This window comes from Actinomyces succiniciruminis, assembly GCF_900002405.1.
Taxonomy (GTDB): domain Bacteria; phylum Actinomycetota; class Actinomycetes; order Actinomycetales; family Actinomycetaceae; genus Actinomyces; species Actinomyces succiniciruminis.
Map to the genome: position 1 here is coordinate 13,190 of NZ_LK995468.1, position 14,108 is coordinate 27,297.

At 65.4% G+C, this 14,108-nt stretch carries 10 protein-coding genes; 3 read left to right on the forward strand and 7 right to left on the reverse strand.

What is annotated here, in order from left to right; genetic code table 11:
* Window positions 1–80 precede the first annotated feature (80 nt).
* Window positions 81–2,519, reverse strand: coding sequence for a transglycosylase domain-containing protein (locus BN1056_RS01280; RefSeq protein ID WP_210578438.1), 2,439 nt, complete (start codon window positions 2,517–2,519; stop codon window positions 81–83).
* Window positions 2,520–2,786: 267 nt separating this feature from the next.
* On the opposite strand from BN1056_RS01280, the gene BN1056_RS01285 reads away from it, so the two are divergent.
* Window positions 2,787–5,648, forward strand: coding sequence for a cation-translocating P-type ATPase (locus tag BN1056_RS01285; protein WP_244671439.1), 2,862 nt, complete (start codon window positions 2,787–2,789; stop codon window positions 5,646–5,648).
* 82 nt (window positions 5,649–5,730) lie between these two features.
* Here BN1056_RS01285 and BN1056_RS01290 read toward each other — a convergent pair whose 3' ends face one another.
* The 4 genes from BN1056_RS01290 to BN1056_RS01305 all read right to left on the reverse strand — a co-directional run bounded on the left by BN1056_RS01290 (window position 5,731) and on the right by BN1056_RS01305 (window position 10,941).
* On the reverse strand, window positions 5,731–7,734 hold the full coding sequence (locus BN1056_RS01290; protein ID WP_210578440.1) for a glycoside hydrolase family 127 protein: 2,004 nt from the start codon (window positions 7,732–7,734) through the stop codon (window positions 5,731–5,733).
* A 28-nt stretch (window positions 7,735–7,762) separates the two neighbouring features.
* Complete coding sequence (locus BN1056_RS01295) at window positions 7,763–8,581, reverse strand: carbohydrate ABC transporter permease (RefSeq protein ID WP_210578441.1); 819 nt, start codon at window positions 8,579–8,581, stop codon at window positions 7,763–7,765.
* The gene (locus tag BN1056_RS01300; RefSeq protein WP_244671442.1) at window positions 8,578–9,411 is read right to left on the reverse strand and encodes a carbohydrate ABC transporter permease; all 834 of its coding nucleotides are present in this window, start codon (window positions 9,409–9,411) and stop codon (window positions 8,578–8,580) included. The genes BN1056_RS01295 and BN1056_RS01300 overlap by 4 nt, the downstream gene beginning before the upstream one ends.
* 207 nt (window positions 9,412–9,618) lie before the next feature.
* Window positions 9,619–10,941: an ABC transporter substrate-binding protein gene (locus tag BN1056_RS01305; protein ID WP_210578443.1), complete on the reverse strand. Its 1,323-nt coding sequence runs from the start codon at window positions 10,939–10,941 to the stop codon at window positions 9,619–9,621.
* 221 nt (window positions 10,942–11,162) lie between these two features.
* Here BN1056_RS01305 and BN1056_RS01310 point away from each other — a divergent pair, with 221 nt between their 5' ends.
* Window positions 11,163–12,218: a LacI family DNA-binding transcriptional regulator gene (locus tag BN1056_RS01310; RefSeq protein ID WP_210578444.1), complete on the forward strand. Its 1,056-nt coding sequence runs from the start codon at window positions 11,163–11,165 to the stop codon at window positions 12,216–12,218.
* A gap of 323 nt (window positions 12,219–12,541) precedes the next feature.
* Here the strand turns inward: BN1056_RS01310 and BN1056_RS01315 are convergent, their stop codons facing one another.
* The gene (locus BN1056_RS01315; RefSeq protein ID WP_210578445.1) at window positions 12,542–12,685 is read right to left on the reverse strand and encodes an HTH domain-containing protein; all 144 of its coding nucleotides are present in this window, start codon (window positions 12,683–12,685) and stop codon (window positions 12,542–12,544) included.
* A 60-nt stretch (window positions 12,686–12,745) separates the two neighbouring features.
* Here BN1056_RS01315 and BN1056_RS01320 point away from each other — a divergent pair, with 60 nt between their 5' ends.
* Window positions 12,746–12,940, forward strand: coding sequence for a VOC family protein (locus BN1056_RS01320; protein WP_210578446.1), 195 nt, complete (start codon window positions 12,746–12,748; stop codon window positions 12,938–12,940).
* Window positions 12,941–13,172: 232 nt separating this feature from the next.
* Here the strand turns inward: BN1056_RS01320 and BN1056_RS01325 are convergent.
* Window positions 13,173–14,108 (reverse strand): NAD-dependent epimerase/dehydratase family protein (locus BN1056_RS01325; protein WP_210578447.1); only part of this gene is annotated, 936 nt, incomplete at its 5' end.

The following is a 14,108-nucleotide window of genomic DNA, read 5'->3' on the forward strand; positions in this document are numbered from 1 at the left end:
GGCGCCGGTAGGCCGAAAGGCGACGACGGCGCTACCCGCCGTGCGGTGCGCCACGCGCCGGGTGGCGGAGGCCTGCCCGGCTACTGGCCACCGCCTTGGTTGTTTCCGCCTTGCTGCCTGCCTTGACCCTGACCGCCCTGACCGTTTCCGTATCCGTTGCCGGAGTCGTCATTCTGGTCCGAGCCATCATCTGTACCGGTGCCACCGCCAGTGTCCCCGGCGCCGCCGGTGCCCGGGTCGAGGTTACCGCCGGTGCCACCGGAGTCGTCATTCTGGCCAACGCCGCCGGTGCTTTGGTCATCAGGGTTCTGCTGCTCGTCCTCCTCGGTGTCCGACTCTTCCTCGTCGTCGGTCTCCTCCTCGAGCGGCTCCTCGGACTCCTCCTCCGTGACGTCACCGCCGGTGGAGGTGTCGGCCGGCGCGACCGGGGCCGGGGTGCCGTACAGGCCGCCGGCGTAGTAGGAGGCGGCGGTCCGCTCGGGGAAGTACTCGACCGGCAGGTCCGCGAGCGCCGTGGTCATGTACTCGGTGAAGATGTCCGCCGGGTAGGTGGAACCCGTGATCTCGCCGTAGTACCCCCACGGCGTGATCGACTCCTCCGAGCCGTCCTCTCCGGTCTGGTAGAGGGTGACGGCGGTGGCGATCTGCGGGGTGTAGCCGGCGAACTGGGCGGACTTGTTGTCCGAGGAGGAACCGGTCTTCGCGGCCACGGGGCGGCCGAGCGCTAGCGCCGTCGTCCCGGAACCGGAGTTGACCACCTGCTGCATCGCGTAGGTGGCGTCGGCCATCACGTCGTCGGAGAAGACCTTCTCCCCGTCCGTGGAACCGGTGTAGGCGACCGAGCCGGCGGAGTTGGTGACCGTGTCGACGATGTGGGTGTCGTGCCTGGTGCCCTGCGCCGAGAAGGTCGCGTAGGCGGTGGCGATGTCAAGCGTGTGCGGCGAGGCCGAACCGAGGACGTTCTGGACGTAGGCGTCCAGGCCCAGGGTGTCCTCCGGGTAGCCGGCGCGCACCGCCACCTCGTTGGTCACGTCCGGGCCGACATCCCGGTTGAGCTGCAGGTAGACGGTATTGATCGAGTAGGTGGTCGCCTTGACCAGGTCCGACCAGCCGTAGGAGACGTTCTGGTAGTTCTGGAAGGTAGCGCCGTCGATGACCATCGGCGAATCGCCGTTGTAACCGTTGGCGAGCGTGTCCCCGTTCTCCAAAGCCGCCACCATTGCGAAGGGCTTGAAGGTGGAGCCGGCCTGGGCGACGGCGTCGGTGGAGGAGTTCACCTGGTTGGTCAGGTAGTCCTCACCGCCGTACAGGGCGAGGATGCCACCGGTGGAGGAGTCGATGGATACCAGCCCCACGCGCAGATTCGGCGAGGCCCCCTCGGGCAGGTTCTCGACCGCGGCGACGGCGGCGTCCTGATCCTCCTTGTCGATCGTGGTGACGATCTTGTAGCCGCCGGTGTCGATGTCCTCGGCCTCCATGCCGGCGTCGGACTCCAGCTCCGCGCGCACCATTTGCAGCAGGTAGCCGGTGGAGCCGCCGTAGGTCTCCTTCGTCTGTGTGGCGACGGTCTCGGGGAACTCGGCGGCGTCGTACTCCTCCTGGGTGATGTAGCCGTCCTCAAGCATGTAGTCGAGCACGCGCTGCCAGCGTTCGGTGGCCTTGGCCTCGTCGAGGGCTGGGTCCCAGTTACTCGGGGAGGGCAGGATTCCGGCCAGCAGCGCCGATTCGGATACCGTCAGCTCGGACGCCGGGTGACCGTAGAAGGCCTCGGAGGCCGCCTCGATGCCGTAGGCGCCGCGACCGAAGTAGACGGTGTTGAGGTAGGAGTCCAGGATCTCCTGCTTGCTCATCTCCCGGTCGATCTTGATGGCCATGATCGCCTGCTTGAACTTGCCGGAGTATGAACTGGTGGTGTCGACGTAGTAGTTCTTGATGTACTGCTGGGTCAGGGTGGAGGCGCCCTGCAGGGCACCGCCACGCATGTTGTTGACGAAGGCGCGGACAATGCCCTTGGGGTCGATGCCGTTGTTCGAGTAGAAGCTGCGGTCCTCGGAGGCCACCACGGCGTTGCCCACATAGTCGGGCAGCTCGGTCGCATCGATGATCTCCCGGTCCACCTCCGCGAACTCACCCATCACCGTGGTGCCGTCGGCGTAGTAGACCGTGGTGGTCTGCGCCTGCGCGAACTCGCTGGGCTCGGGCACCTTGATCAAGGCGTAGGCGACGGCGAAGCCGGCCACGGCCAGCACGATCAGGAACAGGAAGCTCCCCAGCAGGAACCGCCAGCTGGGCAGCCAGCGGTGGATCGGCCCCTTGCCGGCGCGCGGGTAGTTGATCCGTCGGCGCCGTCCCGACGGCGCGGCGTCGGCCTGCTTGTTCCCGCGGCCCGCGGGGCCACTGCCTTTGACGGTCCTCGAGTTCCTGCCCTTGCGCGCCTTGGTCACATGCCCGGCGCTGGCCGCCTGGGCAAGCTTGCGCCCCGTGGGGCGGGCGCCGCCCTGATTCGCGGAGTCTGACATGCGCTCCTCATTCCTGTCCGCAGCTTCGTCCAGGTTCATCACATCACGCCGAGGCGGCCTTGGGCTACCGCCCGGGCTGTCAGATGCGTCTATTCTCCCCACAATTCTGTCTGCATCGGAGCCGGATGGGTCACATACGGGGTTCACATTCCCGCCCCGGCCTCGAAGAACCCTGGGACGGCGGTGGAATCCGTCCGAAAATGGGGGACGCGGCGCTAGTGGCGAACGGGACTCGACGCCGGGCGTCGGTACTGGTGGGATACGTATGTGACTGCACAGATGACCGCCCCCGCCGCACCGCCTGCCGCGCCCTGGTCGCTCCCGGGCGAGGAGGTCGCCGCAGCGCTGGGAACTGATGCACGCACCGGCTTGAGTTCGGCCGACGCCGCGGCGCGCCTGGCGGCGGACGGCCCGAATGAGCTGCCGCGCAAGCCACCGGTGCCGGCCTGGCGCCGCTTCCTCGCCCAGTTCGCCGACCCCCTGGTCTATCTGCTCATCCTCGCCATCGTCATCTCCGTGGTCGCCTGGGTGCTGGAGGGCGCGCACGGCGTGCCCGTGGACGCCCTGGTGATCCTCGCGGTCATCACCCTCAACGCCGTGCTCGGCTTCGTGCAGGAGAACAAGGCCGCCGACGCCGTCGCCGCCCTGTCCGCCATGACCCAAGCGTCCAGCACGGTGCTGCGGGACGGGGCGCGCGTGTCCATCCCCTCGGCCCAGCTGGTGGTCGGCGACGTGCTGATCCTGGGCGAGGGCGACCAGGTGGGCGCCGACGCCCGCCTACTGTCCGCCGCCTCCCTGCGCGTGATCGAATCCTCCCTGACCGGGGAGGCCGACGCCGTTTCCAAGCGCGCCGACGCCGTCGCCGCCGACGCCGACCTGGCCGACCGCACCGCCATGGTCTACCGGGGCACCTCCGTGGCCCAGGGCTCCGGCCAGGCCGTGGTCACCGCCACGGGCGGGGCCACCGAGATGGGCGCGATCGCCCGCATGCTCGACGCCGTCGAGGACGAGGACACGCCCCTGGAGCGCGAGATCACCCGAGTGTCCAAGATGCTCGGCGGGATCGTGGTGGCCATCGCCGTCGTCGTGGTGGCCACCCTGCTGGCGCTCACGCCGGAGCGGACCGCGGACTCCTTCATCGACGCCCTGCTGCTGGGCGTGTCGCTGGCGGTGGCGGCCGTGCCGGAGGGGCTGCCGGCGATCCTGTCGGTGGTGCTGGCGCTGGGCGTGCAGCGGATGGCGCTGCACCGGGCGGTGGTCAAGAAGCTCAGCAGCGTGGAGACCCTGGGCTCGGCCTCGGTCATCTGCTCGGACAAGACCGGCACCCTGACCCGCTCGGAGATGACCATCCAGGAGGTGGTCACCGCCTCCGGGTCCACCGTGGTCACCGGCATCGGCTACGAGCCCAATGGGCACGTCGCCCCCGACGCCGACGGCGACGGTCACCCCGACGGCGAGCCGCTGACGGGCGCGCTGCGCGAGGAGGTCACCGTGGTGCTGTCCGGCGGGGCCATGGCCTCCGACACCGAGCTGGCCGAGGACGACGGCGTCTGGAGCGTCGTCGGCGACCCCACCGAGGGCTCCTTCCTGGTGGCGGAGTTGAAGCTCGGTACGCAGGGCAGCCGCGAGGGCCGCTTCACTCGCGTGGGCATGGTGCCCTTCACCTCCGAGCGCAAGCTCATGAGTGTGCTGTACACGGACGCCAAGCACGGCACCACCATCCTGATGGCCAAGGGCGCCCCCGACGTGCTCATGGAGCGCTGCACCCGCATGCGCGTGGGCGAGGTCGACCGGCCGCTGGACGCGGCGGCGCGCGCGGAGTTCAGCGCGCATATCGCGGACATGTCCGGCCGGGCCCTGCGCACCCTGGCGGTGGCCTACCGGGACCTTGACGCCGACGAGGCTGCCGCCGTCGCCGCGGCCGGCACGGACGGCGTCTTCGACCACCTGGAGCAGGGGCTGACACTGGCCGGCGTCGTCGGAATCATTGACCCCGCCCGCCCGGAGGCCGCCGCCGCCGTCGCCGAGGCGCACCGGGCCGGCGTGCGCGTGCTCATGATCACCGGCGACCACCCCGCCACCGCCGGACGCATCGCCGCCGACCTGGGTATCGCCGCGCCCGGTGCCCGCGTACTCACCGGCCGGGAGCTGTCCGACATGGACGACGCCGCCCTGACCGACGCCGTCGGCAGAGTGAACGTGTATGCGCGGGTGGCTCCGGAGCACAAGCTGCGGATCGTGGGGGCCCTGAAGGCGCAGGGGCAGACGGTGGCGATGACCGGGGACGGCGTGAACGACGCCCCCGCCCTGCGCGCCGCCGACATCGGCGTGGCCATGGGCGTGACCGGGACGCAGGTGACCAAGGAGGCCGCCACCATGGTGTTGTCGGACGACAACTTCGCCACCATCGTGGACGCCGTGCGGGAGGGCCGCCGGATCTTCGACAACATCAAGAAGTTCCTGCGGTATCTGCTGTCCTCCAACATGGGTGAGGTGCTCACGGTGTTCGGCGGCGTGGTGTTCGCCGGCGCCGTGGGACTGAGCGGGCACTCCGAGTCCGGGGTGGTGCTGCCGCTGGTGGCCACGCAGATCCTGTGGATCAACCTCATCACGGACTCCGGCCCCGCCCTGGCGATGGGCGTGGACCCGAGCGTGGAGGACGTCATGGCGCGACCTCCGCGCCGCCCCGACGAGCGGGTCATCGACGCCGCCATGTGGCGTGGTGTGCTGCTGATCGGCGCCGTGATGGCGGCGGCGACCCTGGGCACCCTCGACATCTTCCTGCCCGGCGGGCTGATTGAGACGTCCTTGAGCGTGGACGATCTGGCGACGGCCCGCACGGCGGCCTTCACCACCCTGGTGCTGGCGCAGCTGTTCAACACCGTGAACTCGCGCTCGGAGACGGTCTCCGCCTTCCGGCACCTGCTGGTCAACAAGTGGCTGTGGGGCGCGATCGCACTGGGCGTGGTGCTGCAGGTGGCGGTGGTGGAGGTGCCGCTCCTGCAGGCAGCCTTCTCCACGGCGAGCCTGGACCCGACGCACTGGGCGGTAGCCGTGGCCATGGCCTCGCTGGTGCTGTGGGTGGATGAGCTGCGCAAACTGGCGCGCCGGGCGCTCACACACGATTAGCCGCCTCATGCGGGTCGGTGCCTGCGGGCGGTTGTAAGAGCCCCATATAACGCGAGCGCGGCCCCCGCCTGTTGACGCCACGTCACGATATCGACTGCGGCAGCCACACTCGCATCGTGGCCGGGCCACGGTTTCCCCACGAGTAGTAGGGCACAAGCGGAAGGGCGAATGTGGACCCGGAGCCGGACGCGAAATTGTAGTCATAAGGCCAGTCGTTCGCCGTCATAGCTGGACGCGCCTCTATCGTTACACGTCCTGCGGCGTCGAGGATCGGCCCAGCATTCGGAGCGACCTCAATGTCCTCCGTGGTCAGACCTTCGGGAAGGTCGACAGACTCGGCACACAAGACGAGCGGCCCACGCTCGATGGCTATCTGCCCGCGCACGGCGTCGATGCGCGGGTGCGGGTGCGTCACACGTGGCGCCATGGGTAGCTCGAGGATGTGCTCCTCACCGGCTACTAGGACTCCCTCGACGACTGCATAACCGGAACCCGTGGCCGACTTGACGACAGCACCGTCGAGTCTGGCCGCTCCACTCGCCCATGAGGGGATCCGCACCGCGAGACGCACCGGAAAAGCGGGCGCCTCGTCAATGACCAGGACAATGCGGCCGTCGGTCGGATAGTCGGTGCGCAGGTGGAAAGCAAGGGCGGCCGCTGCGCCGTCGCACTGATCACCGCAACACTTCGCAGTTACTGTCGTGCTGACGTTCATCGAGGTGAGGTGGTGGACCTGGATTTCTGGCACTGCTACGTCGGCCCCCACGCTGCGGGTGACGCTCGCACCGGCCAGTGAAGCGAGCGTGCGGGCTATGTTGGTCGGACAGCACGAGACCTCAAACCACGGGGCGCGCAGGCTCGTGCCGGAACGCAACGACAGCTTCCCTGCAACCGCCTCCTTTCCCGGAACACGAACCTGGAGCGGGTTGGCGTAGAAGAACGAGCGGCCGTCCGCTGCCGGCGAAGCAGCGACAACGTTATAGAGAGTGCGCTCGATCACGTCGGCATAGTGGACGTCGCCGGTGGCCAGCAGGAGCCGCCAAGCCACCATGACCGAGGCAATGCCCGCACAGGTCTCGCAGTAGCAACGGTCGGTGGGAAGTTCATAGTCGTCGCCGAAGGACTCACCCTCGTGGCGCGAACCCATGCCGCCAGTGAGATACGTGCGCCGCGCCAGTGTGCGGTCGTACTGCGCGCGGACGATACCCAGGAGATCACGGTCACCGCATTCCATGGCAGCGTCGATGGCACCGGCCATGAGGTAGAGGGCACGCACCGCGTGGCCGCGGGCAACTACCTCCTCGCGTACCGGGGTGTCGTCCTGGAAGTACTCCCGCCCCAACTCGAAGTCCCCAAGCAGGCCGTGTCCGCGGCGATCAAGAAAGATCTGCGCCTGATCAAGGTAACGGCGCTCGCCGGTGGCGCGATAGAGCTCAACGAGCGCGACCTCAATCTCGGGGTGACCGCCGACGGCTTCGACGCCACCAACTCCGAAAGTGGCGCAAACGTGGTCGGCATTGCGTAGGGCGGTCCGGACGATGACATCATCGGCGTTCCTCCCGCAACGCAGGCGCGCGATGGCCGCCTGGATGAGGTGCCCGGTGCAGTACAACTCATGCCCCATGGGGAAGTTCGTGTAACGGTCTTCGACGCCAGGTTTCCCGTATCGGGTGTTGATATAGCCGTCGTCATCCTGAGCTGCCTCGATTATCGCACCGAGTCGTTGAATCTCGGTCTCGAGCGCACGCCCCTGCCGGTTGCCTCCAACGCGACCTACCTCCCAGGCCATGGCTTCGATCAGTTTATAAACGTCCGAATCTGCGAACCACAAGCCCGCGTGATGGCCAGCGATTGTCCCAGCTCGGGCGCGTTCGAAGTTCTCAATCCAGCCGATCCGCTCCTCCCACGCCAAGCAATGGGGAATGGTGCCGGAGGCATTGGTAGTTTGGCGATCCGCCCAAAAGCCGGAGGTGAAGGTCACCTCGTCCATTGTGAGCGGCGCGAGACAGTGGATGGCGCCGACGGTAGGGACAACCTGTGTCTTCACGGCGGCTACGGGGCTTGGCGCGGTGTCAGTGACGGTCATGGTAGTGGTCCTTTGGAATGAGGCCGGTTCAGCCCTTGACTGCGCCCGAGGTAATACCTCGGATGTAGTAGCGCTGGAGCGCCAGAAAGAGAACGAAGGCGGGCAGAGTCAGGACGACGACGCCTGCCGTCGTAAGCCCGTAGTCGATGACTCCGATCGTCTGCTGGCGCATGTTAACTAGTGCTAGAGGCAGAGGCGAGTGGTCCATATTGAGCAAGTACAGCGAAACCATGAAGTCGTTCCATGCTGCAAGGTAGGAGAACAGGCCGATCGTGACCAAGCTCGGAACGACGGAAGGCAGCATGACGCGCAGGAAGGCGGCCAGAGGCCCACAGCCGTCAATGAGGGCGGCATCCTCAAGTTCCTGGGGCAACGCCGAGAACGCATTACGCATCATGAAGATGGAAAAGGGCAGCTGGAAGAGCGCCAAGACCAAGCCAACGCCGACGAGAGAGTTCGACAAGCCAAGGTCCTTCAGCCACACAATAAGCGGGATGAGCAGCGCGGCATACGGGACCATCATGACGGACAACACCAACACGAACAGAGTGTTCTTAAAAGGAAAGCGGTACCTGGCGAACGCGTATCCGCCGCTCGTCGCCACCACAAGCGTGACGACAACACACACGACCGAGATGATCACTGAGTTTGTGAGGTAGGCGGGTAATCCAGCACCATAGGTGAACAGCTTGACATAGTTTCCGAAGCCGTAGCCAACCGTCTGAGAGGTCCCTGCCTGCGGGGAGACCGAAGCGATAAGCGCCCATATCAGCGGGATGACGAAGCAGATCGCAAGCAGGCCCGTACCCAGATAATAAACGCTCTTGCTCAACTTCTTGGCACTCATCTCTCTTCCTCCGAGTCACTCACACCCATGGCCTTAAGCTGGAGCGCGTTGATCGCCACGAGCGCCACAAGGACGAGAACCGAAAGAGCCGCGGCCATACCTAGATCTCGTTTGGTCTCGAAAGCGTACTTGTAGATGAGCTGGACAACCGTCATTGTGGCGTTATTGGGGCCGCCTTTTGTGAGGATGAAAAACTGATCGAAGGCAAGCAGAGATCCGGTGATGGACATGATGGTTGTCATGGCAAGCGTGGGCTTGAGCAGAGGAAAAGTTACATCAGTAAAAGTCCTCCAGGGTCCCGCCCCATCGATCTTGGCGGCCTCATAGACCTCGTTAGGAATTGCTTGCACCCCCACCAACGTGAGGATCATGTAGTAACCGGTGAAGCGCCACACTACGAGGACTACTGTCGCGACGAGCGCTCCATTAGGCGTACCGAGGACCGAGGTCCCGGCATCTGCCAATCCGACGGCGTCCAGGATCTTTGTCACCGGTCCTACCTGCGGAGAGTAGATGGCGTAGAAGAGCAGGGATGCCGAGGCAATTCCGAGCGCGGCGGGCAAGAGAACGACCGTACGCACAATGGAGTTCCATCGGCGCGACTGCTGTATGAGCAGCGCAAGGGCTACGGCTATCGGCTGAAGGATGATTGTGGTGACGACCGTGTATTTGAAGGTGAAGATGACCGACTGCCCGAGCAGCGGGTCTGAGAATACTCTCCTGAAGTTGTCTGGGAATGCGACGCCCATACGCCCTCCCAGCAAAGTCCACCTCGACACCGACATCACGACGACGAGCACAATCGGCACGATGAAGAAGAACACGAGCATGATGATTGTGGGGGCAACGAAGGCACCACCACGGCACCACTGACGGTGCACTGCACGCCGGTGCCGTTGCTCATCCTCAAAGAACGGCTTGTGCTGAATCATAAGTACTCCGGAGCTTGGGATGCGCCCCGACATCGTCGTTACACAGGTCTCGGACGACACCGGACAGCGCTGGCCTTTGAGCTGGCAGTTGACGCAGAACCGGGGTCACTGTGCGAGGACCGCGTTGATGGCGTCGTTTTGGGCATCGATCTGTGAACCATCACCCCAGATAGCATTTTGAATCAGGAGCTGCCAGGGGCTGCCGGCGGCGTTGAATGCCTCGGCGTAATTGACGGCGACGGGGGTGCGTCCGTTGGCGATAGTGGCATTGGCAATGCGGGTGCGCTCGTCGGCATCCTTATAGCCGGTATCGAGCACCGTCAGCGAGGACGCAGTGTCATTGTTGTCTGCGAAGACCTGCTGTTGCGCCTCATCGGTCATGAGCCAAGACATGAAGTTCCATGCCTGAGCGGGACTTGTGCAGTTACGCGAGACGCCAATTGCGTCGCCACCGAGGAAGGTCGAGCTACCACCGTCGATGCCCGGAATGGCGCACACACCGATCTCGAAGTCCGCAGTGTCGAAGAGTGCCGCCACAGAGGTGTAGGCGTAGGGCATGACGCCGACGCGTCCCTCGGCGAAGGGCGCAGTCCAGGTGGCTCCGGTCTCCTCCTGAGAGCCGGCACCGATGCCTCCATCGAGCTTCGCGAGGTCGTTGAAGGCGGAATAGATCCGCTTAGCGGAGGCGGAGGCCATGTAGGACTGCATCCCGTCCTCGCTGAGAACCTCTTCGCCGTTGCCCCACAGCATGGGGAAGATTGTGAAGGTCAAGCCGCCGCCGGACGACCCGAGGGTGTAGGTTCCGGCCACATTGTCCTTGCCGAGCCCGGCGACAGCGGTCGCCTGGGCCTTGAACTCCGCCAGAGTGGTGGGACCGACTTCCGGATCCAGCCCAGCTTCGCGGTAGAGGTCCTTGTTCCATACCATCACCGAGATGTCGGTGACGAAGGGAAGGGTGTACTTCTTGTCGTCGACCGTCCCGGCGTCGATGTGGCCCTGCTGGAGATCGGCGAGGTTGATCAGGCCGTTGATCTGCTCGGTCATGTTCCGGAAGACGCCCTGCTGCACCCAGTATGGGATGCGGACGACATCGCCGGCGAGAATGTCGGGAAGACCGTCGGACTGGATGGCGGCACCGACCTTGCCTTCAACATCGTCGTTCGGAAGGAGCTCGACCTTGATCTGGTTCTTGTGGCCGGCATTGTAAGCGTCGACAGCGTTGGTGACCTGGCGCTCCAAGGGCGCACGTGACCACATGGTGAGGGTGGTGCCGTCGTCCGTACCTTCCGCCGGAATTACTACGTCCTCGGAAGCGCCAGAGCCGCCCGACTTGCTGCCGCACGCAGTCAAGCCTCCGGCGGCAACGAGGGCGCTGACGACTGCGGTGGTCCGTATGAGGCTGCGACGAGTCATCATTCGAGTGCTCATGAGTATCTCCATCTCGACATTGAGCCGGTTCAGCGCTTCTATGTGACGACCGTGTCCCATACCATCGAAAGCGCTTGCGAAACTGAGGTTACTTGCTCAGAGGTTTCTGCGCAAGCGGGAGTCTTACGAGCTGTAGCGGATGTACAACTCTTATGCCATAGGCTTTTTTAGGCGCCATTCCAGCGCTTGCTCGCCGACGTCCGAAGCGGTACCGTCTTCCCATGACACGCGCCGTCACTTTCGAAAGTGGCAATCAGCCTAGGAGCGAAGCCAATCCTGACCGCCCCGTTACGCTCGCGGACGTTGCCGACCGGGCGAACGTTTCCCTCTCGACTGCTTCCAAGGCGCTCAACGGCCGCGACGGAGTGAGCCCCTCAACCCGTTCCCGCGTTCGTGAAGCCGCCCGGACTCTCGGGTTCTCCCCCAGCACAGTCGCCCGCAGCCTCGCGACCGGTCGGACCAACACCGTCGGCCTCATAACCCACGACCTTGTGGGCCGCTTCTCGATCCCCCTGCTCATGGGGATCGAGAACGCATTTGGCGTGAACGAGGTCTCCGTCATGCTCTGTGACGCTCGAGGTGACTCGATCCGCGAGAAGCACCACCTCGCCAGCATGCTCGAACGCAGAGTGGACGGGCTCGTTGTTGTTGGCGCCCGCCCCGATCCGCGCCCCTCCTTGGGTAAGCGGATCCCCGTACCAGTTGTCTACGCTTATGCGCCGTCCGTCGACCCCTCCGACACGTCCATCGTCGCAGACAACGTTCTAGCTGGCCGCATGGCTACCGAGCACCTCATCGCCCAGGGCAAGTCGCATATAGCGATCATTCAAGGGGACCAAGACTACGGCGCATCAGTCGACCGCGCCGCTGGATCGTTGGCCGCATTGGCCGAAGCGGGGCTGGAACTCGTTGGTGGAAGCCCTCTGTATGGTGAGTGGAGCGAGGTATGGGGACGCAGTGCCACTCGTGCGCTCCTGAGTCGGGACCCGTCCATCGACGGCATTGTGTGTGGAAACGACCAGATCGCTCGCGGCGCGCTGGACTACCTCCGTGACCACCGTGTGAATGTGCCCGGAGACGTAGCAGTGACAGGGCATGACAACTGGCGGGTGGTCGTCGACGGTTGTCGACCGGGTCTGACAACCGTCGATATGGGCCTTGAGCGTATCGGCCGAATCGCGGCCAAACGTCTGCGCGAAGCAATGGAGGGCCACCTGCATCCCGGAGTTGAGAAGATCCCCGGTCACCTCATCGTGTCCGGATCCACCGTTGCCTAGCCACACCTGGCGGAGTCATTGTGAGATTCATGAGCGTCAGTGAAGCCTGCAAACTTGTCGCCCGCGATTCGCGGCCGCATACATGCTGACGACGGATCCAAGAGTCGAAGCGAGGTGGCCACGGCACTAACACACGACGGCGCCCGTCAGATTATGGTTCTTCTGCCCAGGGCCCATCTCACCTTGCACATCCCTCGTTTCGACCCGCTCCAGGCGCAGTAACCTGCTCACCACTTCGACATCGGCCTACGGGACGGCGGCTGGTGCCGTACCCGCCAAACGGGCCGCCTCCCGCCAAGATGCCAAACTTAACCAAGGTCCATCTATGTGTAGGTGGAAAGGGCCTCGACGTCGCGCAGTACGGTGTGAACGCTGACATCGAGCCGATCGGCGAGCTCCGTCGCCGGCGTCGGTGCGGAGCGTCCGCTCAGCATCCAGATCATGCGCAGCAGCCGATCCGCCCGCATCTGCCCTCCCCGTCCATGACACAAGACGTCTGGTTTTCTCTCCAAACTAGACCCTAACCGGTGGCAGTCGGCTCCGCCGTCGCCCTATGTCTGAACGGAGAGGAGCGCGAGCGTCTGACCGACTGTTGGAAGGGCCTAGCCCGGGGCGCGCAGATCATCGAGCCGCTGTTGGAGACGCCCTGGGGTGACCTCAACGGCGTGCTCGTGGACCCCTTCGGCATCCGCTGGATCTTCAACATCGGCACCTCGCAGTGAGTTGCACGCAATAGCGCAGACCCCGGCACCGCCCACCCTGACTTATCCGCGGAATTACAACGATCTGCTTCCTGGGCCGAAAAACGTGTTCCCGTTCCGGTGTGCAATGAGCCCCTCGTTGCACACAGGAGCACCTTAAGCGCACCCAGCCCAGTTCCATTTTCCGCGCCGTCATGCGGTTTCGCGTTCCGCGCTCGGATTCTTTGCGTGCAACGGGCCGACTGCCGGGCTCTCAGCGCCCACCGACGCCCGCCCCAGCGGACACGTCGATCTCCGCGGAGACCAGTAGGTCCCGCACGGTCATCGCCAGGGGCCGGGGCAGGAAGCCAAGTTCCTCGCGGGCCCGCCGATTGGAGACCGTCGGGCTGTCGGCCAGGGCACCGAGCGCGGCCGGCGTGAAGACGTCTGTGCCGAGCCGACTACCCACCACTTCCCCTAAGGGCGCCAACGGCCGCACCCATTCCAAAGGGAATGCCAGGCGCAGTGGCGGCCGTCCGGCCAGGATCGCGCCGAGTGACATCAGGGTGGAGATCTGCGCACGTGCGCCGCTCAATAGGTAGGAGCGCCCCGCCCTGCCCCAGTCGAGTGCCACCGTGATGCCCGCGGCGACGTCCCGCACATCCACCCAGTCGAAGCCGCCCGCTACCGTCACCTTACGACCCCGCGCGGCGGCGAGAATAAGCCCGTTCACACGCGAACCGCGGTCGATCGGGCCGATGATTCCGGTGGGCAGACAGATCACCGCATCCAGGCCCTTGGCCACCTCCGCCAACACCGCCCGCTGCCCGACGGCCTTGGAGCGATCGTAAAGCGGGCGCTCCACACCCGCCAATGGCGTCGCCTCGGTGATAGTTCCGTCAGCGGAGCAATCCAGGGCATGGATTGAGGAGCAGTGCACCATGCGGATGCCACGGCGCCGGGCCTCGGCCGCCACCAGCGCCGGACCACGGGTATTCAGTCGCCAGGCCGCGGGGTCGCGTCGCCACAGGGTGATTCGCGCGGCCAGGTGGACCACGGCGTCGCAGTCCGCCATCGCTTCGGCCAGGGACGTCTCATCCAGGACGGAACCAGTCACCCATTCAACGTCCACGGGCGGGGCGGCGTCAGGACCCGGCGGGTGCGGGCCCATGGCCCGCACCTTCCAGTCCGCCGCCGCGAGCCGCGGCAG